General features: G+C 67.2%; 17 protein-coding genes and 1 pseudogene. 14 read left to right on the plus strand and 4 right to left on the minus strand.

The genetic code is table 11. The annotated features are described in order from the left end of the window. Positions 1-4: 4 nt before the first annotated feature. A complete protein-coding gene (locus FCU40_RS09250; RefSeq protein ID WP_241693580.1) occupies positions 5-796 on the minus strand; it encodes an IclR family transcriptional regulator in 792 nt (263 codons plus the stop codon). Between the two features lie 252 nt (positions 797-1,048). Between FCU40_RS09250 and rhmD the strand changes: the two genes are divergently transcribed. The 8 genes from rhmD to FCU40_RS09290 all read left to right on the plus strand — a co-directional run bounded on the left by rhmD (position 1,049) and on the right by FCU40_RS09290 (position 10,954). After that, a complete protein-coding gene (gene rhmD / locus FCU40_RS09255) occupies positions 1,049-2,227 on the plus strand; it encodes an L-rhamnonate dehydratase (RefSeq protein ID WP_168074513.1) in 1,179 nt (392 codons plus the stop codon). Between the two features lie 24 nt (positions 2,228-2,251). Further along, on the plus strand, positions 2,252-3,115 hold the full coding sequence (locus FCU40_RS09260) for a fumarylacetoacetate hydrolase family protein (protein WP_004618386.1): 864 nt from the start codon (positions 2,252-2,254) through the stop codon (positions 3,113-3,115). Beyond that, a complete protein-coding gene (locus tag FCU40_RS09265) occupies positions 3,112-3,864 on the plus strand; it encodes an SDR family NAD(P)-dependent oxidoreductase (RefSeq protein ID WP_004618384.1) in 753 nt (250 codons plus the stop codon). Before FCU40_RS09260 ends, FCU40_RS09265 begins: the two co-directional genes overlap by 4 nt. A gap of 20 nt (positions 3,865-3,884) precedes the next feature. Then, the gene (locus FCU40_RS09270; protein ID WP_168074515.1) at positions 3,885-4,790 is read left to right on the plus strand and encodes an amidohydrolase family protein; all 906 of its coding nucleotides are present in this window, start codon (positions 3,885-3,887) and stop codon (positions 4,788-4,790) included. Positions 4,791-4,818: 28 nt separating this feature from the next. Next, the gene (gene rhaM / locus FCU40_RS09275) at positions 4,819-5,157 is read left to right on the plus strand and encodes an L-rhamnose mutarotase (protein WP_168074517.1); all 339 of its coding nucleotides are present in this window, start codon (positions 4,819-4,821) and stop codon (positions 5,155-5,157) included. Positions 5,158-5,159: 2 nt separating this feature from the next. Then, complete coding sequence (locus FCU40_RS09280) at positions 5,160-8,153, plus strand: beta-galactosidase (protein ID WP_168074518.1); 2,994 nt, start codon at positions 5,160-5,162, stop codon at positions 8,151-8,153. A gap of 23 nt (positions 8,154-8,176) precedes the next feature. Next, positions 8,177-9,286 carry a glycoside hydrolase family 88 protein gene (locus FCU40_RS09285; protein WP_168074520.1) on the plus strand — a complete coding sequence of 370 codons (1,110 nt, stop codon included), beginning with the start codon at positions 8,177-8,179 and terminating at the stop codon, positions 9,284-9,286. 84 nt (positions 9,287-9,370) lie between these two features. Continuing rightward, the gene (locus tag FCU40_RS09290) at positions 9,371-10,954 is read left to right on the plus strand and encodes an MFS transporter (RefSeq protein ID WP_168074522.1); all 1,584 of its coding nucleotides are present in this window, start codon (positions 9,371-9,373) and stop codon (positions 10,952-10,954) included. A gap of 80 nt (positions 10,955-11,034) precedes the next feature. Here the strand turns inward: FCU40_RS09290 and FCU40_RS09295 are convergent, their stop codons facing one another. Beyond that, positions 11,035-12,156, minus strand: a complete 1,122-nt coding sequence (locus tag FCU40_RS09295) for a CapA family protein (RefSeq protein ID WP_168074524.1) — start codon at positions 12,154-12,156, stop codon at positions 11,035-11,037. A gap of 303 nt (positions 12,157-12,459) precedes the next feature. Between FCU40_RS09295 and FCU40_RS09300 the strand changes: the two genes are divergently transcribed. The 4 genes from FCU40_RS09300 (at position 12,460) to FCU40_RS09315 (ending at position 19,708) form a co-directional block, all read left to right on the plus strand. After that, a complete protein-coding gene (locus tag FCU40_RS09300; RefSeq protein WP_168074526.1) occupies positions 12,460-15,354 on the plus strand; it encodes a TonB-dependent receptor in 2,895 nt (964 codons plus the stop codon). A gap of 73 nt (positions 15,355-15,427) precedes the next feature. Next, entirely contained in the window at positions 15,428-16,876 is a 1,449-nt protein-coding gene (locus FCU40_RS09305; protein ID WP_168074528.1) for a YfcC family protein, read from the plus strand. Between the two features lie 68 nt (positions 16,877-16,944). After that, the gene (locus FCU40_RS09310) at positions 16,945-18,759 is read left to right on the plus strand and encodes a CocE/NonD family hydrolase (RefSeq protein WP_241693581.1); all 1,815 of its coding nucleotides are present in this window, start codon (positions 16,945-16,947) and stop codon (positions 18,757-18,759) included. A 22-nt stretch (positions 18,760-18,781) separates the two neighbouring features. Beyond that, entirely contained in the window at positions 18,782-19,708 is a 927-nt protein-coding gene (locus FCU40_RS09315) for a LysR family transcriptional regulator (RefSeq protein WP_168074530.1), read from the plus strand. A 74-nt stretch (positions 19,709-19,782) separates the two neighbouring features. Here the strand turns inward: FCU40_RS09315 and FCU40_RS09320 are convergent, their stop codons facing one another. Further along, positions 19,783-20,061, minus strand: a complete 279-nt coding sequence (locus tag FCU40_RS09320) for a metal/formaldehyde-sensitive transcriptional repressor (RefSeq protein WP_004618359.1) — start codon at positions 20,059-20,061, stop codon at positions 19,783-19,785. Between the two features lie 328 nt (positions 20,062-20,389). Here FCU40_RS09320 and FCU40_RS09325 point away from each other — a divergent pair, with 328 nt between their 5' ends. Together FCU40_RS09325 and FCU40_RS09330 are read left to right on the plus strand one after the other, a co-directional pair. Beyond that, complete coding sequence (locus FCU40_RS09325) at positions 20,390-20,581, plus strand: hypothetical protein (protein WP_168074531.1); 192 nt, start codon at positions 20,390-20,392, stop codon at positions 20,579-20,581. A gap of 141 nt (positions 20,582-20,722) precedes the next feature. Next, entirely contained in the window at positions 20,723-22,072 is a 1,350-nt protein-coding gene (locus FCU40_RS09330; RefSeq protein WP_168074533.1) for a carbohydrate porin, read from the plus strand. Positions 22,073-22,244: 172 nt separating this feature from the next. Here the strand turns inward: FCU40_RS09330 and FCU40_RS09335 are convergent. Further along, positions 22,245-22,857, minus strand: a pseudogene (locus tag FCU40_RS09335) (calcium-binding protein); the annotation flags it as partial.

The raw sequence follows: 22,857 nt of genomic DNA on the forward strand, positions 1-22,857 counted from the left end.
GCATTCAGCGGGCGACCCGCTTTCCGTTCCAGCCGAGATCGCGGCCGATGGCGTTGGCCGTGTCGCGCACGTCGTCGACCAGGGATTTCATCCGGTCGTCGTCCATGTACTGAGCCGCGCCCGAGACGCTGATCGCGCCAATGATCTGGCCCGAGGCGCCGCGGATCGGCGCGGCGACGCAGCGGATGCGGTCCTCGTTCTCTTCCAGGTCGAAGGCGACCCCGCGCTGGGCGTAGTCGCGCATCCAGTCGATCCACTGGGCCTCGTCGGGCGCGCCGGGGGCCGGCGGTCCTTCAGAGCGGTAGAGCGCGCGCCAGCGCTCCTCGACCTCGTCCAGCACCAGCGCCTTGCCCAGACCCGTCGAGCGGATCGGCTGGCGGTCGCCCACGCGGGAGCTGATATTGATCCGGCGGCGGCCGGTCAGCTTGTCGAGATAGAGGGCGCGGTCGTTGTCGAGAACACCCAGATGCACGGTGTCCTCGGTGTTCTCCCAAAGCTTTTCCAGGTGCGGACGAGCCATCCGTGGCAGATCCATCTGCTGGCTGGCCAGATAGCCCAGTTCGAGGAGCTTGGAGCCCAGACTATAACCTTCGCGCGGGGCCTGCGACAGGAACCGACGCTCCACCAGGGCCGTGGCCAGACGGTGAGTCGTGCTGCGGGTCAGGCCTAGCTGCTTGGCGAGCGCCGGCAGGGCTATCGTGCCGGACTCGGCCACGACGTCCAGAAGATCCAGACCCCGGAAGAGGGTCTGGCTGCCGCTGGGGGCCTTGGGCGCCGTGTTTTCGTCATCCGCCACCGGCTCCGCTCCCCTTGACGCTGGTTTCATTTTGTAGCACTACCTCTCACATTGTGGAACGCAAGGCAAGCGGAACGACGGCGACTCTTCTGGAGCCAGCCGGCCTCGCGCACCGATAGCGTGTCACAGCTTATGTTGGGGAGGTAGGCGGGGCCTAAAAGCTCTGTCACGGGCTTACCGGAAGGTTCCGGCGGGCGCGACCTTCCTTGTTCCGGGCGGCGCGGCCGCCGAAAGCTTGGAGCCTCGTCGTCCATGGCGTTTCCGAAGATCAAGCACGTCCGCGCGTTCGTGGTCCGCGGCGGCGGCGCCGACTATCACGACCAGGGCGACGGCCACTGGATCGACGACCACATCGCCACGCCGATGTCGCGCTATCCGGAATATCGCCAGAGCCGCCAGAGCTTCGGCATCAACGTGCTGGGCACGCTGGTCGTCGAGATCGAGGCCGCGGACGGCACGATCGGCTTCGCGGTGACCACCGGCGGCGAGCCGGCCGCCTACATCGTCGAAAAGCACCTCGCCCGCTTCCTGGAAGGCCGCGATCCCAGCGAGGTCGAGAAGATCTGGGACCAGATGTACTTCTCGACCCAGTACTACGGCCGCAAGGGCCTGGTGGTGAACGCCATCTCGGGCGTCGACCTGGCGCTCTACGACCTGCTGGGCAAGCTGCGCCAGGAGCCGGTCTATGCCCTGTTGGGCGGCAAGGTGCGCGACGAGCTGACCTTCTACGCCACCGGCGCGCGCCCAGATCTCGCCAAGCAGATGGGCTTCATCGGCGGCAAGATGCCCCTGCACCACGGCCCCGCCGAGGGCGAGGAAGGCCTGCGCAAGAACATCGAGGAACTGGCCACCATGCGCGAGCGCTGCGGCGAGGACTTCTGGCTGATGTTCGACTGCTGGATGGCGTTGGACCTCAACTACGCCGTCAAGCTGGCCCACAAGGCGCACGAGTACGGCCTCAAGTGGATCGAGGAGGCGCTCAGCCCCGACGACTACTGGGGCTATCGCGACCTGAAGAAGAAGGCCCCCACCGGTATGCTGGTCACCACGGGCGAGCACGAAGCCACCCGCTGGGGCTTCCGCATGCTGCTGGAGATGGAGTGCTGCGACATCATCCAGCCGGACGTCGGTTGGTGCGGCGGCGTCACCGAGCTGATCAAGATCGCCAACCTGGCCGACAGCAAGGGCGTGATGATGATCCCGCACGGCTCGTCCGTGTACAGCTATCACTTCGTCATCACGCGCCATAACAGCCCGTTCGCCGAGTTCCTGATGATGGCTCCCAAGGCCGACGAGGTGGTCCCGATGTTCCACCCGCAACTGATCGGCGAGCCCGTGCCCGTGAACGGCAAACTGAAGCTCTCCGACGCCCCGGGCTTTGGCGTCGAACTCAATCGCGAGGTCGGTCTGCACCGGCCTTACGCCCGCTAGTCCTCCCTGAAGGCTCCTTCCCCAATGAAACTGCTCCGCTACGGCCCCAAGGGCTCCGAAAAGCCCGGCCTCCTCGACGCCGACGGCAAGATCCGCGACCTGTCGGGCCACGTCGCCGACATCACCGGCGCCCAGCTGTCTCCGGCCAGCCTCAAGGCTCTGGCCGCCATTGATCCGACCACCCTGCCCCTCGTCGAGGGCTCGCCGCGCTACGGCTGCCCCGTCGCCGGCGTCTCGAAGTTCATCGCCGTGGGCCTGAACTTCGCCGACCACGCCGCCGAGTCGAACTTGCCGATCCCGGAAGAGCCGGTGCTGTTCACCAAGGCGGTCAGCTGCCTGCAAGGCCCGAACGACCCGGTGATGATTCCGCGCGGCTCGGTGAAGACCGACTGGGAAGTCGAACTGGGCGTCGTGATCGGTTCGCGCGCCTCATACGTCACAGAGGCCGAGGCCCTCGACCACGTCGCCGGCTACGTCCTGATCAACGACGTCTCGGAACGCGCCTTCCAGATCGAGCGCGGCGGCACCTGGGACAAGGGCAAGGGCTGCGACACCTTCGGTCCGGTCGGACCGTGGATGGTCACCTCCGACGAGGTCGGCGACCCGCAGAACCTCGGCATGTGGCTGGACGTCAATGGCCAGCGCAAGCAGGACGGCTCGTCGAAGACCATGATCTTCCCGATCAGCAAGCTCGTGTCCTACATCAGCGAGTTCATGACCCTCGAGCCGGGCGATCTGATCACGACCGGCACGCCGCCGGGCGTGGGCATGGGCCAGAAGCCCGAGCCCGTCTATCTGAAGGCCGGCGACGAGATCCGCCTGGGCATCGAGAAGCTGGGCGAGCAACGCCAAATCGTCGTGGCCTGGTCGAAGGAAGGCGTCGCGTGAGCACCGTCTACGCCAATCGTTTCGCCGGCCGCGCCGCGGTGATCACCGGCGGCGCCTCGGGCCTGGGCAAGGCCGTGGCCGCCCGCATCGTCGCCGAAGGCGGCCAAGTCGCCCTCTGGGACCTCGACGCCGAGAACCTGAAGGCCGTCGCCGCCGACATCGGCGCCGCCCATACCGTGGCGCTCGACGTCTCGGACGAGGCCGCGGTCCTGGCCGCCGGCAAGTCCACGGCCGAGGCCCTGGGTCGCATCGACATCCTGGTCGCCTCGGCCGGCATCACCGGCGCCACCGCGCCCGTGTACGAGTACCCGACCGACAGCTGGAAGCGCGTGTTCGACATCAACGTCAACGGCGTCTTCTACAGCTGTAAGGCCGTGGTGCCGTTCATGCTGGCGGGCGGCTATGGCCGCATCGTCAACGTCGCCTCGGTGGCGGGCAAGGAAGGCAATCCCAACGCCGGCGCCTATTCGGCGTCGAAGGCGGCGGTGATCGGCCTGACCAAGTCGCTGGGCAAGGAACTGGCCACCAAGGGCGTCATCGTCAACAGCCTGACCCCGGCCACCTTCGAGAGCCCGATCCTGGAGCAGCTTCCGCAAAGCCAGGTCGACTACATGCGCGGCAAGATCCCGATGGGCCGCCTCGGCGACGTCCACGAGAGCGCCGCGATGGTCTGCTTCATGGCGTCGGAAGAGTGCAGCTTCACCACCGCCGCGACCTTCGACACGTCGGGCGGCCGGACCACCTTCTAAGCCACGGAGTGACTGGAGCCATGGCGTACATCGGCCCCATCGTCGATCCCCACATGCATCTGTGGGACCTCGATCGGCACTACTACGCCTGGCTCCAGGACAGGCCGCTGCCGAACAATCCGGCCGGCGACATGTCCCCGATCGCCTACAAATCCTATGGACTGGACGACTATCTGGCCGACGCGAAGGGCTGGAACGTCGTCCAGGTCGTGCACATCGAGTGCGGCCTGCCGCCCAAGGACCAGCTTTCGGAGACCGACTGGCTGCAGTCGATCGCCGACCAGCGCGGCGTGATCGGCGGCATCGTCGCCGGGGCCAACCTCGATGATCCGGATGTCGAGCCGCTGCTGGCGGCCCATGCCGCCCGCGAAAACGTTCGCGGCGTCCGCCAGATCATCAACTGGCACAAGGACCCGACCAAGACCTACGGCCCGACCGACAAGCTTCTGGACGCCCAATGGCGCAAGGGTTTCGCGCTGCTGGCCAAGTACGGCCTGTCGTTCGACCTGCAGCTCTACGCCTCGCAGATGGCGATGGCGGCCGAGCTGGCCGACGCTCATCCGAACATCCCGCTGATCGTCAACCACGCCGGGATGCCCACCGACCGCGACGAGGCGGGCCTGGCCGCCTGGCGCGAGGGCATGGCCGCCCTGGCCAAGCGCCCGAACGTCAGTTGCAAGATCTCGGGCCTGGCGATGGTCGATCGCGGCTGGACCACCGCCAGCCTCAAGCCCTTCGTCCTTCGGGTCATCGAAACCTTCGGGATCGAGCGCTGCCTGTTCGCCAGCAACTTCCCGGTCGAGAAGGTGCACGGAACGTTCGGCGCCTTCTACGCGGCCTATGACGCGATCACGGCCGGGTTCAGCGACGAAGAGCGCGAGGCGCTGTTCGCCGGCAACGCCCGGCGCGTCTACCGGCTGGCCTAATCAGAACAAGAACGACCGGAGGAAGACGATGACGACCCCGAAGGCGCAAAGCCGCCCCCTCGCCTTCCGCATGCAGCTGAAGCCGGGCGTCGCCGCCGAGTACGAGCGCCGCCACGACGAACTGTGGCCCGACCTCGCCGAGGCCCTGCGCGATGCGGGCGTCCACGACTATTCGATCTTCCTGGATGAGGAGACCATGAGCCTCTTCGCCGTGCTGCGCCTGCGCCCCGACCACAAGAAGGACGCCCTGCCGCTGCAGCCGGTGATGAAGCGCTGGTGGGACTTCATGGCGGACCTGATGGAAGTCCACCCCGACAACAAACCCGTCGAGTGGCCGCTGAAGCCCGTCTTCTATTTCGAGGGTTGAGTGTGCGCTTCGCGCCCGTTCTAGGCCTGATGGCGACTTTGCTGACCACGCCCGCCGTGGCCGACCCCGCGCGTCTCGACGCGCGAAGCGCCGTCGCGGCAAAGACGCCGCGGGCGCGCGCGATCGCCTGGGACAAATACTCGCTGAAGGTCGACGGCCAGCGGGTGTTCTCGTGGGGCGGCGAGTTCCACCCATTCCGCGTCCCCAGCCCGGACCTGTGGCGCGACATCCTCCAGAAGATGAAGGCCAGCGGCTACAACACCGTCGCGGTCTATTTCGACTGGGGCTACCACTCGCCCAAGCAAGGCGTTTACGACTTCAGCGGCGTGCGCGACATGGACCGCGTGCTGACCATGGCCCAGGAAGAGGGCCTGTACGTGATCACCCGCGCCGGCCCCTACGTAAACGCCGAGCTGACCCGGGGCGGCTTCCCGGGATGGCTGGTCAACCAGCAGGCCCGCGCCCGCACCGACGCGCCGGAATACCTCCAGGCCGCCGATGAGTGGCTGAGCCGGATCAACGCGGTCGTGGCCCGCCATCAGCTGACCACGGGCCAGGGGACGGTCATCGCTCACCAGATCGAGAACGAGCTGGACGTCGTCGGCCCGGCGCAGCAGCGCTACATGCAGTGGCTGGCCGACAAGGCCAGGGCGGACGGCATTACCGTTCCGATCTTCCACAACGACAAGGGCCGCAACGGCTACTGGGTCCCGAAGGGCTCGAACGTGCCGGGCACGGTCGAAGGGCCGACCGATCTCTACGCGTTCGACGGCTATCCGGGCGGCAACTGCAAGGTCGACTCCACGCCGTCCAGCCCCGGCGTCGCGCCCGACTGGGGTATTTACGGCCCCGGCGGCGCCAAGGGCGGGGCCTCGGCCAGCCCGAACACGCCCGGCTTCCTCGCCGAGTTCGGCGGCGGCTGGTTCGACTACTGGGGCAGCAACGGCGACTACGACTGCACGGCCATCCACCGGGGCGTCGGCTATCAGCGGGTGTTCTACGCGACCAACATCGCCAACGGCATCACGCTGCAGAGCTTCTACATGACCTATGGCGGGACCAGCTGGGGCTGGCTGCCGGCCCCGGTCGTGTTCACCTCTTATGACTACGGCTCGGCGATCGACGAGGCGCGCGGCCTGCGCGACAAGGCGCGGGTCATGAAGCAGATGGGCGAGTTCGTCGCCGCGGTTCCCGATCTCACCCGCATGGACAAGGGCGAGGCCATCGTCCCGTCGAACGACAAGGTCCGCGTCTATCACAACGTCAACGCCGAAACGGGCAGCCATCTGTATGTGGTCGTCCACAATCCGAGCAGCGCCACCGGCGACGAGACCTTTACCTTCGCCGTGAAGACCCGCGACGGCCAGTACCTCGTGCCCAGCCGGATCAAGGGTCAGGACAGCAAGATGCTGATGGCCAGCTACGATCTGGGCGGCCAGCGGCTGGTCTATTCGACGTCCGAGATTCAAACGCACCTGAAATGGAACGACGGTGATCTGGCCCTGCTGTACGGCCGCGCCGGCGAGGCGGGCGAGACGGTGCTGCGCTACGCCAGCGCGCCGAAGATCGAGGTCATCGAGGGCGACGTCCAATCCGCCTTCGACGCGGCCAGGGGCGACCTGAAGCTGACCTACGCGCACAAGGGCCTGGCCCGGGTTCGCATCTCCGGCGGCGGCCGGTCGCCGCTCACCCTGCTGCTCGCCGACGCCGAGACGGGCCAGACCTTCTGGCGGCGCGACGACGTGCTGGTCCGGGGGCCAGGCCTCGTGCGCGGCGAAGCGGCCAAGGGCGGCGTCCTCTCCCTGACCGGCGACACCGAGACCGACAGCCCTCTGGAGGTCTTCGCCCCCAAGGCCGTGACGGCGATCCGCTGGAACGGCGCCAAGGTCGCGACCAAGCCAACCGCCTCGGGCAGCCTGCTGGCCGAAAGGCCGCTACCCGGCCCGGCGGCGATCACCCTGCCCGACCTCGCCAAGCTGGACTGGAAGACCGCGCCCGGCTCGCCCGAGGCGGATCCGAAGTTCGACGACAGCGCCTGGATGAGGACGGAAGGCCGCCGGGGCGGCTCGACCGTGCGCGGCCCCACCGGTCAGCCGACGCTGGACATGAGCGCCTACGGCTTCCACAACGGCGACGTCTGGTACCGAGGCCGCTACCACGGCCGCGCCGACATCGACACCCTGACCCTGCACTACGGCGGCGGCGGCGCGGGGATGCTGCAGGTCTGGCTGGACGGCCGCTTCCTGGGTCAGCACGAACTGGACGGCGGCCTGCCCCGCCCGATCACCACCGGCGTGGCGACCTTCAAGCTGCCCGAGAATCTGCGCGGAACCGACGAGCACGTGCTGTCGGTCATGGTTCGCGACAACGGCCACAATTGGGACCTCGACGCCGACGACTTCCACAAGGAGGCCCGAGGCCTGGTCTCGTCCTCGCTGTCCGGTCCGGGGACCTACAGCTTCGCCGCGCCGATCGCCTGGAAGATCCAGGGGAACAAGGGCGGCGAGGACATCGAGGATCCGGTGCGCGGCGACGCCAACAACGGCGGCCAGTATGGCGAGCGCGAAGGCTGGCACCTGCCCGGCTTCCCCGACGCGGCCTGGGCCAAGGCCGACATGGCCGACACCAAGCCGTATGCCGGCACGACCTGGTACCGCGCCAGCTTCGACCTGGCCCTGCCTAAGGACCAGGACACCACGCTCGGCCTCTCGATCGGCGATCCGGCCCTGCCCCGCTCGCCCAACAAGCGCTATCGCGTGCTGATCTTCGTCAATGGCTGGAACATGGGCCAGTTCATCGCCAACGTCGGCCCCCAGCGGACCTTCGTGCTGCCCAGCGGGATCGTCGATCCGCACGGCAAGAACACCCTGGCCCTGGCCGTGACCAGCGACGGCGCTCCCGGCGACGCGCTGGAGGCCGTCAAGCTCGTCAATCTGCGGACCGTGCGCGGCGGCATCCCCGTGGCCCGCGTTCCCGCCCCCGACTTCAAACCCTGATACCCGACTTCTGGAGACCACCCGTGCCCAATCTCGCCCATGGCCTCGACGCCAAGGACATCAAGGCCAAGATCGCCGCCCTGATCAGCAACCTCGTCGACATCACCGACGAGACCGGCGAGTTCCTGCTGCGCCTGGACGACGGCCGCGTCATCGACACCAAGGGCTGGAACGACTGGGAATGGACCCACGGCGTCGGCCTGTACGGCCTGTGGAAGCAGTACGAGATGCACGGCGACGAGCGCGCCTTCGACATCATGGTCAAGTGGTTCGCCGATCGCTTCGAGGCCGGCACCCCGACCAAGAACATCAACACCGTCTCGCCGTTCCTGACCCTGGCCTATCTCTACGAGGCCACCGGCGACCACACCTACATCCCCTATCTCGAGACCTGGGCCGACTACGTCATGTACGAGGGTCCGCGCACCGAGGAAGGCGGCTTCCAGCACATCGTCTTCAACAGCGAGAACCCGCAGCAACTGTGGGACGACACGCTGATGATGAGCGTGCTGCCGCTGGCCAAGATCGGCCTGCTGCTCGACCGCCCCGACTTCGTCGAGGAGGCCAAGCGCCAGTTCATGGTCCACATCAAGTACCTGGCCGACCGCAAGACCGGCCTGTGGTTCCACGGCTGGACGTTCCTGGGCCGTCACAACTTCGCCGACGCGCTGTGGGCGCGCGGGAATTGCTGGGTGACGATCGCCATCCCGGAGTTCATCGAGCTTCTGGACCTCAAGCCGGGCGATGGCCTGCGCGCCTTCCTGATCGATGCGCTCGAAGCCCAGATCAAGGCGCTGACGCGGTTCCAGGACGCCGAGACCGGCCTCTGGCATACGATCATCAACGACAAGACCTCGTACCTGGAAGCCTCGGCCACTGCTGGCTTCGCCTACGGCATCCTGAAGGCCGTGCGCAAACGCTATATCGGCAAGGAATACGAAGCCGTCGCCATCCGCGCCATCAAGGGCGTGCTGGCCAATATCGATGAGGCGGGCGAGTTGCAGCAGGTCTCGTTCGGCACCCCGGTGTTCGACACGATCCAGGGCTACAAGGACATCCCGCTGACCTCGATGCCCTATGGCCAGTCGCTGGCCATGCTGGCCCTGGGCGAGTTCCAGCGGGCCTTCATCTAACCCACCACCGCGTCAACCGGTCCGGCTAGGCCGGACCGGCCAAAGGGGCATGAAGACCCCGCTTCCAAGGGACAAGAGACCAACATGGCCATGCCGGACACCCGCAAACCCACGTGGGCCGCCTATTGGGGCTGGGGCTCCGGCGACATGCTGGGGGCCGGCGCGCAAGCCGTGATCACCGGCTGGCTGGCCTTCTTCTTCATCAATTTCTGCGGCCTCTCGCCGGTCGAGACGGGCCTGATCCTGGGTCTGCCGCGCCTCCTGGAGGCGATCACCTGCCCGTTGATCGGCTACGTCTCCGACAACCTGCGCCACACCTGGATCGGCCGGAAGGTCGGGCGGCGGAAGATCTTCCTTATACTGACCATCCCGCTGCTGCCGGCCTTCGCCCTGATCTTCGTCGCGGGCCAGACCTTCGTCTACTACCTGGCGACCTTCGTCTTCTTCGAGTTCGTCTACACGATGTTCCTGATCCCGTGGGAAACCCTCGCGGCGGAAATGACCAAGGATTACAAGGAGAAGGCCAAGTTCGCCGGCGTGCGGATGATGATCGCCCAGAGCTCGGCGATCCTGGCCTCGTACCTGCCGACCCTGATCATCAGCCACTTCGGCGGCAAGGACTCGCCGTCGACCTTCCTGATCATGGCCGCGATCTTCGGCGGGCTGTTCAGCCTGGTGGTGACCATCGTCGTGCTGACGACCTGGGAGCGCCCCTACACCGAGGCCGAGAAGCTGATCCGGCCCGAGCCCATGGACTGGGGCAAGGCGGCGATGATCCCGGTGAACATGTTCCGCGACCTGTTCTCGACCCTGCGCCTGAAGGCCTTCCGCCAGCACCTGTCGCTGTATCTGGGCGGCTATATCAGCCAGGACGTCTTCAACACCGCCTTCCCGCTGTTCGTCACCACGGTGATGCTGGGCTCGACCCTGCTGATCTCCCAGCTGATGACGACCATGTACGTGGCCCAGCTGATCTCGGTGATGATCGCCATCAACGTCATCATCCGCACCGGCCCGGTGGTCGCCTATCGCTGGGCCATCGCCAGCGTCAGCGCGGCGCTGCTGCTGTTCCTGACCTTCTATCTGATCCGGCCGACCGGCTTCGCGGCGGGCGTGGAGCGGCTCGACGGCAATATCTTCAGCGCCCTGCTGCCCGGCGGCTTCAATGCGGCGGTCGTGTTCTGGCTGTTCGTCCCCATCATCCTGGCGGGCCTGGGCCGCGGGACCCTGAACTTCGTGCCGTGGGGCGTCTACAACTACCTGCCCGACGTCGACGAGGCGGTCACCGGCCAACGCCGCGAGGGCATCTTCGCCGGGGTCATGACCCTGACCCGCAAGGTCGCCCAGTCCGGCGCCATCGTGCTGACCACCAGCCTGATCGGCATGGGCGGCTTCGTGGCGGCCGACAAGAACCACCCGGGCGCCGTGACCCAGACGCCGCACGCCATCCAGGTGGTGACCCTGGTCATGGTCGGCCTGCCGATCCTGGTCATGCTGGCCGGCATGGTCATCTCGTGGTCGTTCCGCCTGAACGCCAGGACGCACGCGGTGCTGGTCCACGAGGTCGAGCGCCTGCGCGCCGGCGCGACCGAGGCCGAGACGCCGGAGTCCAGGCGGATCGTCGAGGACCTGACCGGTTGGAAGTGGGAGCGGCTCTGGGGGCGCTAATTCCTCACATCAAGCCGTTCGAACGCGACGCGCCCGAACCTCAGGGGCGCGCGTGGAAGCGCCAAATACCCGCACGCCCCTCATGCACGCGGCAAGAGAACCTGACCCTCGCCATCGGCGCGGATCTCTATTCGTGTCCCGAACCGCGCCGAGCGGGCGGCTAGGCGACGCAGGATCGTTCCCCCTCGCCCAGGGCCGGCGAAGGTTGGCGCGCCCCGCGTGGTCATGTCCGACGGCCCTCCAAGCCCGACCTCGTTCAAGACGATGGGAAGCAGCCTGACCGAGACACACCGGCCGCCGTCGAAGGCGCATTCCGCGACTACGCTTTCCCAAGCCTCGGCGGGATAGGCGCCTTGTGGCTTCTCCGTCTGGAAGATGAAATTGCCAAGGCCGAAGAACAGCGGGGCCGCGCGATGAACCTCGAGGCCCTGCGCCACCGGCGCTCCATGTCCTACGAACGCCGCCGCCCCCGCCTCCACGCACCGATGGGCGAAGGTCCGCTGCCAGTCGGGAACGTCGGCGATGTCCGGTTCCCAGTCGTGGTTGTGGTGATAGACCACCACGACTCGGGCCCGGCGGCGGGCGACAGCGATAGCCTCCAGGATCCGCGCGGCGTCCGCCTCGACCACCTGACCGGCGGCGTCGCGGCGCAGCTCGTTGACGCCCGGACGCCCCATGGCGGCGGCCCCGCCTTCGCGGATCTTGCCCGTGGCGAAAGCGACGAGGCCCACCGCCCCGACCGGCGTCGCGCGCCAAGTCGGCTCCGATGCGCTCGCGAGGTCAAGGCCCGTTCCCGCCGAGGGCAGACCCGCGGCCCGGATCGCGTCGAGCGTATCGACAACGCCGCCCGAACCCAGGTCGAACGCGTGGTTGCCGGCCGTGGCCAGCAGGTTGACGTGCACGCCCTTCAATGTCTCCAACACACCCGCGTCGCCGGCGTGCAAGGTCAGACGCTCGCGCGTGGGGGCGCCCGCGCGCGGCCCCTGGATCACCGTCTCGAGGTTTGTGAAGCAGACGTCCGCCCCGGCCAAACGGGCGGCGATCGCCGCGCGGCCCGGCCAATGGGCCGGCGAAAGCTCATGCTCGATCAGCGACTGTCCCAGCAGCGTCAGGCGCAGGTCTCTCCGACCGTTCGCGCGGGCCGCGACCGACGGCGTTAAGGCCGAGCCGAATCCCGCGGCGAGAAGTCGTCTGCGATCCATGGAGCCTTTCCACCCGCCGAAGCCGTAAGGGCGTCAGGTTAGGACCGTGACGCGCGGTCCAGCTAGATCATGCGCCCAGCGCATGACGTGATGTCTCACGGCGCGCGGGCGTCACGTCGAACCTTCGCGACATGTATGAGTTCGCGGCGAAAAATCGGGGAAGCCATACCCTGACGACATGGCCCGATCAGCAAATCCAATAACATTGCGCGCCGAAACCGTCGAAACCTAGGCTTTGACCGTCGGCAGGGGAGCTTACGCGCGGTCGGCGCGGAGCGTGGCTGACGGACAGGGGATCAGTTGATGCAAGCTTCGACCTTGCGCGCCTTGTGCGCCGGAACCGCCCATGTGGCCTTGCTGGCCGCGAGCCTCGCCGCGCCCGCCCACGCCCAGACGGCCGCCGCCCCGCCCCGGGCCGACGAGGCCGTGGCGATCGACACCATTATCGTCACCGGTTCGCGGATCCAGCGGCGCGACGCCGACGCCGTTGGAGTGGTTACGACCCTGACCGAGCAGGACATCAAGAATTCCGGCGCCAATTCGGTGGGCGAACTGCTGCAGAAGCTGCCGTCGGCCGGCGTCAGCCTTAGCAGCAACGGCACCCAGGGCACGTCATACGGCGCGAGTTCGATCAATCTGCGCTACCTGGGCGGCGCCGAGGGCAGCGGCAACCGGGTTCTGGTCTTGGTCGACGGTCACCGCTGGGTCGACGGCGTGGGCCAACGGGGCTTTCGCGACTTCGTCGATCTCAACACCATGCCGCTGGGCATGATCGAGGGCGCCGAGGTTCTCAAGGACGGCGCCTCGGCGATCTACGGCGCGGACGCCATCGCCGGCGTGGTCAACCTGAAGACCCTGCGCGACTTCGACGGCGTGAAGGTCCAGACCAAGTACGGCGTCAGTTCGCATGGCGACGGCGCCTCCTATTCGGGCGTCGCCAATTTCGGCAAGCGCTTCGATAAGAGCGCGCTGATCGTGTCGCTGAGCTACGTCAAGGACAAGCCGATCCTGACGGCCGACCGCGACCTGACCCGGGTGACCCTGGTCCCGACGACCTCGGTCGGCACCAGCCCCAACGGTCTCTATATTCTTCCGGGTCTGTCGAATAACACCTATTTCGGCACGCCCGCGGGCTTCGCCGCCTCGGCCACGCCCGCGGCCCTCACGGCGGGTTCGACCATCGGTTCCGGCGCCGCGGCCGACGATGCTTTCCATACCGCCAGCCTGCCGGGCGACTATTACAACACCCAGGCTCAAGGCATCTATTCGACGGGTCCCAGCGAGCGCTACGGGATCTATGGCCGGTTCACCAGCGACCTCGCCGATAAGATCAGGCTGAAGGTCGAGGGCCTTTTCAACGAACGCAAGTCCGACCAGCTCTTCTCGCCGGTCCTGCTGGATATCGGCGGTTCCGCCGGCACGATCCGCGGGTTCGCCATCTCCAGCAAGCAAGCCTACAACCCGTTCGGGGTCGCCAACGGCGTGCCCGCCGCCAACGCCCTCGGCTTCGCCGCCAACCAGGCCTGGCGCATCCGCAAGGTGATGAACGAGGTCGGCAACCGCGACAACGTCCAGGACGTGAAGACCTATCGCATCGCCGGCGGATTGGACGGCGAGTTCAGCCTGCTGGGTCGGGACTGGAAGTGGGACGTCTATGGCCTCTATTCCAAGAACAAGATCCAGACCCAGGCCCTCAATAGCGTCAACTACGACAACCTGGCCTTGGGCCTGAGCGACGCCTGCGCGACCACGGCCGGCTGCACGCCGATCAACCTGTTCGGGACCATGACCTCCGCCCAGGCCGCTTACATTCGCTATACCGCGCGGGAGTCCAACCAGACCGAGATCTACGACGTCACCGCCAACGTCACGGGCGAACTCTTCCAACTGCCCGCCGGACCGCTATCGATCGCCGCCGGCTACGAGCACCGCACGAACAAGGCCCTCGACACGCCCGACGCCTTCGTCAACGCTCTGCCCACCTACATCCCGACCCCGGCGGCCGGCGCCGCCTACGCCAGCAACACCACCACCACGGTCCAGACCCGCAGCCCCACCAAGGGCCAATACAGCCTGGACGAAGTCTATGTCGAAGCCGCCGTGCCGCTGCTGAAGGACGCGGCTCTGGCCAAGAGCCTCGATGTCAGTCTGGCCGCGCGCTACTCCGATTACGACACCGTGGGCGGCGACAGCACCTTCAAGGTCGGCGTGGGCTGGAAGCCGATCAATGACATCCTGGTGCGCGGAACCTATTCGCAGGGCTTCCGCGCGCCCTCGATCCTCGAACTCTACCAGGGCGGCCGCCAGACCAGCTTCCAGGGCGCGGACCCGTGCAACGGCGGCGCCTCGGCCAATCCCAAGCTGCCCGGCTGCGTGGGCGTGCCTACCGGCTACAACCAAGCCAACTACAATCTGAACGGCCTGATCCCCGGCACCATTTCGGGCAACACCAAGCTCAAGGCCGAGACCGCCGACACCTACAGCGCCGGGTTGGCCCTCAAGCCGCGCTTCCTGCCAGGCCTGACCGCCACCATCGACTGGTACGAGATCACCGTCCACGACGCGATCGCCAGCCAATCGGCCACCCAGATCCTCAGCCTTTGCGCTCAACAGGGCGGCGTATTCTGCGGCCTGGTCACCCGCGACGCCTCGACCGGCGCCATCACCAATCTGGTGCAGGGCGTTCAGAACCTGTCGCAGATCAAGACCTCGGGGATCGACAGCACGATCCGCTACGAGTTCAGCACCGATCTGGGCCGCTTCGCCGCCGTGCTCGACACCTCGTACCTGGAGAGCTTCAAGACCACGAGCCCCAATCCGGCGGGCGGAGCCCCCATCGTCGACGAGCGGGCCGGCAAGGGCGACCAGCCCCGGGCGACCTATCCTCACTGGAAGGGACAGACCTCGCTCGGCTGGAACAAGGGGTCGTGGAACGCCCTCTGGCGCGGCCGCTACATCGGCGGGAGCACGGACGTGACCAACCCCGTCAAGGACGCCCACACCAAGGCGATCTTCTACAACGATCTGGAGGGCGGCTATCAGTTCGACAAGTACGACACCGCCGTCAGCGTCGGGGTGAGCAACCTGTTCGACAAGGCGCCGCCGGCTTCCTACGCCAACGCCCCCATCAACTACGATATCTACACCTACGACGCGCGCGGCCGGTATGCCTATGTGCGCGTCTCGGCCAAGTTCTAGGCTGGTCGCCAGAGCGGTCCGCCAAGGCCGCTCCACCGCCTTCCTCCACGCCGGCTTTTCCGAGGATCATGCGATGAGCTCCCCTTCCGAAGCTCCCCAGGGAGCGCCCGCCGACGCGTCGGCGCATGGGCGCGCCCATCCCACGGGATCGCGGCTGCATCCCATCCTGGTGATGCTGGCGATGATGCTTTTGGCCGTCGCGGCCACCCACCTCCTGCCCGCCGGCAAGTTCCAGCGCCACGGCAAGCTTGTGGAGCCGGGCAGCTACAAGGTCGTGCCCAAGATCGCGGGACCGACCGCCCTGTTCGCCCCGGTTCCCCCGGACGCCAAGGACAAGCCGGCCCGCGCGGCGAGCCTGGTGTCGCTGGCCACCACCATTCCCGGCGGCATGATCAAGGCCGCCGCCCTGATCTTCATGGTGATGTTCGTGGGCGGGATGTTCGCGGTCATGCGGGCCACCGGCGCGATCGACGCGGGGGTCGACCGGCTGCTGCATCTGACCGCCGGCAATCTTTACGTCCTGGTCCCGATCCTGATGATCGTGCTGGCCCTGGGCAGTACGTTCCTGGGCTTCATCTCGGAATATCTGGTGATCATCCCGATCGTGGCGGTGATCGGCCAGCGGATGGGCCTTCCCAATCTCTTCTCGATGGCCGTCGTCGCCGTCGCGGCCAAGATCGGCTACGCCGCCTCGGTCACCAATCCCGTCGCGCTGGCCATCGCCCAACCCTTGGCCGGCGTGCCGGTGTTCAGCGGCATGTTGGTCCGGTTCGGCGTCTTCGTCCTTTTCCTGAGCCTGGGCATTGGCTTCGTGCTCCTTTACGTGCGCAAGGTCGCGCCCAGTCCTGGCGATCGGATCGTCGCGGCGTTAAGCGCGCCGCGCCTGAGCGCACGCCAGATCGGCGTGCTGCTGACCCTGCTGGCGGGCAGCGTCGGCCTGATCGTCGGCGCTCGACTCTGGGATTGGGGCAATCCCGAACTCGCGGCCTTCTACGTGGCCATCAGCGCGGCCATCGCCCTGGTGGGCGGTCTGAGGGCTGGGCAGGCCGCGGACGTTTTCGTCGAAGGCATGAAGTCGATGATGCTGGCCTGTCTGCTGGTCGGACTAGCCGCGTCGGTGGAGATCATCCTGCGCGACAGCCAGGTGCTGGACACCATCATCGCCGGCGCGACCCAACTGGCGCGAGGACACGGCCCGCCGGTCGTGGCCAACGCCCTGATGGCCATCGAGATGGGTCTGGACGTCGTGATCCCCAGCGTCTCGGGCAAGGCCACGCTCAGCATTCCGATCCTAGCGCCGATCGCCCACGCCTCGGGCGTCGGCGGACAGACCTTGGTCGTCGCCTTCCTGCTGGGCAGCGGCCTGATGAACATGGTCACCCCGACCTCGGGCATGCTTTTGGCCTATCTGGCCACCGCCAAGGTCGACTACCTGCAATGGCTGAGGTTCATCGCCCCGCTGATGGCGGTGCTGGTGATATTGGCGATGGTCATCCTGGCTCTGGCGGCGGTGCGGCTGTGAGCGACACCGGCGACGAGGCTTCCGCGCCCTTCCTTGCCCCCGACGACGTGCATGTGACGCGCGACGTCATGATCACCATGCGCGACGGCGTCCGATTGGCCACCGACATCTATCGGCCGGCGATCGACGGGCGGCCGATCGATACGCCCTTGCCGGTGCTGCTAGAGCGCACGCCCTACGACAAGCTTGGAACCAATCACGGCGACCGCACCCGCGATGACCCCACCCCACGCTCGAAGCCCGAACTGGCGGTGGACTTCGCGCGCGGCGGCTATGTGGTCGCGCTTCAGGACTGCCGAGGCCGATACGGTTCGGAAGGCGTGTTCGAAAAGTACCTGAACGAAGGTCCGGATGGCGTCGACACCATCGCCTGGCTGGCGAAGCAGCCCTGGTGCGACGGCCGGGTGGCGACCTTGGGTCTTTCCTATGGCGCGCACGTCCAAAGCGCCCTGGCCTGCCTCGCCCCCCCGGCCCTGGCGGCGATGTTCCTCGACTCGGGGGGCTTCTCCAGCGCCTTTCACTCCGGCATCCGCCAGGGCGGCGCCTTCGAGCTGAAGCAGGCGACATGGGCCTACAAGCACGCCCTGCTGAGCCCCGCCACCAAGGCCGACCCGGCCCGCCTGGCCGCCTTGAAGGCCGAGGACTTGAGGGCCTGGTTCAAGCGAATGCCGTGGTCGGAAGGCCAATCGCCGCTGGCGGCCGCGCCGGAATACGAGAAATACCTTCTGGACCAATGGCGAAACGGCCTGTTCGGCCCCTACTGGGAACAGAACGGCCTCTACGCGGCCGGCGCCTACGACGCCTATGCCGACGTGCCGATGGTTCATATGAGCAGTTGGTATGATCCCTACGCCCTGACCGCGACGCAGAACTATGTCGGCCTCGCCGCGCGCAAGCGCGGTCCCGTCAAGCTGATCCTGGGGCCCTGGACGCATGGACAGAGATCGGTCACGCACGCCGGCGAAGTCGACTTCGGCGCCGAGGCGGCCCTGGACGGCGCGCTGGCCGCCGACTTCGTGACCTTGCGCCTGGCCTGGTTCGACGCCTGGCTAAAGGACGGCGCCGGCCCCGATCCCCTGCCGCCGGTCAAACTGTTCGTCATGGGCGGCGGCACGGGCCGAAAGACGCCCGAGGGCCGACTGGATCACGGCGGGCGGTGGCTGGACGCCGACGCCTGGCCGCCGACCACCTCGGCGATCACCGACTACTTCCTGCGTATCGACGGCGGGCTGGACCGCGCTGCGCCGCCGGAGGCCGAAGCCTTCCGGGATTATGTCCATGATCCGGCGCGGCCGGCGCCCACCATCGGCGGGGCGACCGCCTCGGGCGCGCCGGTCATGCAGGCCGGCGCCTTCGACCAACGCGAGCGGCCGGACATGTTTGGCTGCGAGGCGCCCTATCGCCCGCTGGCCGAACGCGACGACGTGCTGGTGTTCCAGACCCCGCCGCTGGCGGAGGCCGTCGAGGTGATCGGCCCGATCCGCGCCGAGCTCTTCATCGGCTCGGATCAACCGGACACCGATTTCCACATCAAGCTGATCGACGTGCACCCGCCCTCGACCGACTATCCGGAGGGTTTCGCGATGAATCTGACCACCGGGGTGCTGCGCGCGCGCTATCGCGAGGGCTTCGATCACGAAACCCGCTTGGAGCCTGACCAAGTCTATCGGATCACGGTCGAGGCCTTCCCGACCGCCAACCTTTTCGCGCCCGGTCACCGCATCCGACTGGACGTGTCGTCCAGCAACTTCCCCCATTTCGACGTCAATCCCAATTCGGGGGAACCCGAAGGCCAGGGAACCTCTCCCCGTCCGGCGCGAAATCGGATCTATGTCGATGCGGCGCGGCCGTCGCGTCTGCTGCTGCCGATCACACGGCGATAACAGCGTCGAGCCAGGACCCTCCATGAAGCTGAATCTGCGCAGCCTGAAAGCCTTTCGGGAAACCATGCTGAGCGGTTCGGCCACCGCCGCGGCCGCGCGCATGGGCCTGACCCAGCCGGCCGTCAGCCGACTGATCGCCCAGCTGGAGCAGGACGCCGGCTTCGAACTGTTCTACCGGGAGAAGGGACGCCTCAATCCCACGCCCGAGGCCCTGATGATCTATGAGGAGGTCGACCTGGCCTTTGGCGGGTTGGAGCGCGTCGATACGCTGGTCCGCGACATCGCGCAGTTCAACACCGGCCTCTTGAAGATCGTCGCGCCGCCCAGCCTGTCGGAAGGGGTGCTTTCGACGATCATGGCGCGCTTCATGGATCGGTTTCCCAAGGTCCGCGTGACCATCGACTCGCGCAGCACAGAGACGGCGCGCACCATGGTCGCCAATCGCACCGCCGACTGTGGCTTCGTGAAGCTGCCCCTGGATCGCGCCGATATCTCCACCGTGGTCCTGTCGACCAGCGAAACCGTCTGCGTCCTGCCTTCCGATCATCCATTGGCCGCCGAGGACGTGTTGACGCCCGAACGGCTGCGGGACGTCCCCCTGGTGCTTCTGGGCTATGGCACCTGGACGCGACGGCAGATCGACGACGCCTTTCGCGAGCGCAACATCCGACCGGAGGTCAAGCTCGAAACGCACACGGTGGGCTCGGCCTGCGCTTTCGCCGCTCAGGGCGTCGGCGTGGCCATCGTCAACGCCCTGATGGCCGATAACTTCGTGCGCGCGGGCATGACGACGCGGGTTTTCCGCCCCCGGATCCTTCACGAATATGCGTTCATGACCTCGGCTCTGGCGCCGATGAACCGCCTGGCCGCCGCGCTGCTGGAAGAGGCCCAGACCTATTTCGGCGCCCAGGCTCATTCGGCGGCCGGCGCTTCAAATGATTCCATTTGAACCGAACAGGCGCTAAATCAAACATTTAGAGCGTGATAACCGCCGAAACCGCTTACACTTTCGGCTATCACGCTCTAGGTCAGATAGCCGTGGACGATCTTCACCAGGTCCTCGGCGGCTTGTCGGCGCGCGTCATCGGCCGGCGCGTCGGGGTCGACCATGTGCTCGCGGATGTGGTCTTCGATCACCTCGGCGATGAAGCCGTCCAGCGCGCCTCGGCAGGCCGTGGCCTGCTGCAGAACCCTGACGCATTCGGTGTCGCTCTCCACCGCCCGCTCGATCGCCTCGAGCTGGCCGCGCAGCCGCTTGAGCCTGTTCAGAAGCTTGGTCTTCTCCCGCGCGATATGGGTCATTTTTTCGACTCTCGGACCTTGAACTATACTCCCTAGGGGTATATCGGCGCTCCCACGGACGTCGACCCCAAAAGGTCGTCCGCCGTGGCTGACGCCAATGTCGTCGGTCGTTCGCCAACCAGACCAAGGGATTCCATGAACCCGCGATCTAGCAGCCCGTCCAACGAGGGCGACAGTCCGCGCATCGCGCTGACCGCCGCTGTTTCGTTCGGCCGGTTCGCCGCCCGGAATCGAGGCCTGGTCGTCCGTCACGGCGCGCCCCCGCGCCGATAGCCGGCGGCCGACCTCCCGGGCTTGAGCACACCGCAAAAGCCAAGAGGAGGTCGCCATGACCGCCTGCGTCTTCAAATTCGTCGACTTCGCCCACCTCGGGGAAGATATCCTCGCCTTCTTTCCTCACCTGGTCGCGAACGACTCGCCGCCCGCCGATCACGGTCCGCTGACCGCGACCTGGTCCGTCGGCCCCGATGGACGGCCGCGCCGCGCCTGGCGCGTGACGGCCCCCATGGCCCCGCGCTGATCCGCCAAAACGCCAGAAACCGAGCTTCCGCCGCCCCGACACGGCGGCGGAGGCCGTTTCACGCGGGCGCCGCTGACACCGAGTAACACTGGCCCGACCACGGTCGCCGTGGCCGCGCCTTCGCATGAAAGACCCAAGACCATGATGATCGACACGACCCCGCCGGTCCTGGCCGCCCTCGCCATCGCGCTCGCCGCCGCCGCCCCGGCCTTCGCCGAGGACGCGCCGCCGCCGGCCGAGCAAACCCCGGCCGAACAGACGATGGCCGTGCATGGCCAGGCGACGCTGGTCGTCCAGGGCCATGACCGTTTCACCTCGCCCTATGCCGGACGCAACAGCCTGTCGGCCAAGGCGATGGGGCGCGAAACCTTCGACATGACCCTCTATCTGGGCGTCCGCCCGTGGAAAGGCGCCGAGATCTGGATCAATCCCGAGATCGACCAGGGCTTTGGCCTCAGCAACACCCTGGGCGTGGCGGGCTTCCCGAGCGGCGAGGCCTACAAGGTCGGCAAGAGCAAGCCCTATCCGAAGCTGCCGCGCGCCTTCATCCGTCAAACCGTCGATCTGGGCGGCGAGCATCAGGCCGTCGAGGCCGACCAGAACCAACTGGCCGGATCGCAGGCGGCCGATCGCCTGGTGCTGACCGTCGGCAAGTTCAGCGTCGTCGACGTCTTCGACACCAACGCCTACGCCCACGATCCGCGCCGCGACTTCCTGAACTGGGCGATGATCGACGCGGGCGTGTTCGACTACGCCGCCAACGCCTGGGGCTATACCTATGGCGCGGCCGCCGAGCTCTATCAGGGTCGGTGGACGCTGCGGGCCGGGGCCTTCGACCTCTCCAGCGAGCCCAATAGCGCCACCCTGGACAAAAAGTTCGACCAATTCCAGTTGGTCGGCGAAATCGAGGAGCGTCACAGCTGGCATGGACAGCCCGGCAAGCTGAAGGTCACGACCTTCGTGACGCGAGGCCGCATGGGCCGGTTCGACGACGCTGTGCGCCAGGCCGCCATTACGGGGACGCCGGCCGATATCGAGGCCGTGCGCCGCTACGCCAGCCGCTCGGGCGTCAGCGTCAATCTCGAGCAGCAGGTCGCGACGGGCGTCGGCGTCTTCGCCAAGGGCGGCGTCGCCGGCGGCGCGATCGAGCCCTACGAGTTCGCCGACATCGACCGCACCCTGGCCGCGGGCGTCTCGGTCAACGGCGCGCGCTGGAAGCGGCCCGACGACACCATCGGCCTGGGCGGGGTGGTCAACGCCATCTCCAGCGCCCACCAGCGCTATCTGGACGCCGGCGGAACCGGCATTCTGGTCGGCGACGGCCGCCTGCCCCATCCGGGCGCCGAGCGCATCGTCGAGGCCTATTACGACTGGGCCCTGACCAAGGCCGTGCACGTCAGCCTCGACTACCAGTACGTCCAGAACCCCGCCTATAACCGCGATCGCGGTCCGGCCTCCATCGGCGCCGCCCGCATCCACGCGCAGTTTTAAGCAAGCGCAGTTGTAAGCAAAGCATGGGTCGGCCCGCGTTCGGGGTCGACCCGGCTTTCTAGAGCGCGCTAGGTTTAAGCGTGAGCGGCCGAACCGCTCGAACGCGCTCTAAATATTTGAATATATAGCCTTTTTATCCGCTTCGAATGATTCCATTTGAAGCGGACAGGCCCTAGTGGGCCGGCGGCCCGCCCAGCAGCCCGGCGTCGTCGGGCGAGGCATGACCCACCAGACCGACGCTGTCGGCGGGGTGCTCGGGGGTCACGGTCATGCCGACCTTGAAGCTGGCGACCGTCGTCGCGCCGCCGCCCAGAAGGATGAAGACGTCTTCCTTGCCGTCGCCGTCCAGATCGAAGCCGACCCGCGCGCCGGCCACCGGGCCGGTGACGTCGGTGACCTGGTTAGCCGTCGATTCGCCCAGCGTCGCGCCCTGAACCGCCAGAACATCGGGCACGAAGGCGGTATTGACCACGGTCAGGTGACCCTGTCCCAGCGCGGCCAGGTGGTCGCCCTTGGCGGCCGAATAGTCCAAGACCACGCCCAGCAGCGTGTCGGCCTTGGTGGTCGGCGCGTTGGCCGAGACCAGGAAGGTGTCGGCGCCCGTGCCGCCCGTCGCCACCACGCGGGCGTTCATGACGATGGTGTCGTTGCCCGGGCCGCCGTCCAGACGGTCGATCTGGCCGGCCTTGGCGCCGCGACCATCGATATAGTCGTCGCCGGCGCCGCCATGGATGGTCTCGCCCTCGGGCGTCCCGATCAGCACGTCATTGGCCGGCGTGCCGGTC

The sequence above is a fragment of the Caulobacter sp. SSI4214 genome, assembly GCF_012184455.1.
Classification (GTDB): domain Bacteria; phylum Pseudomonadota; class Alphaproteobacteria; order Caulobacterales; family Caulobacteraceae; genus Caulobacter; species Caulobacter vibrioides_E.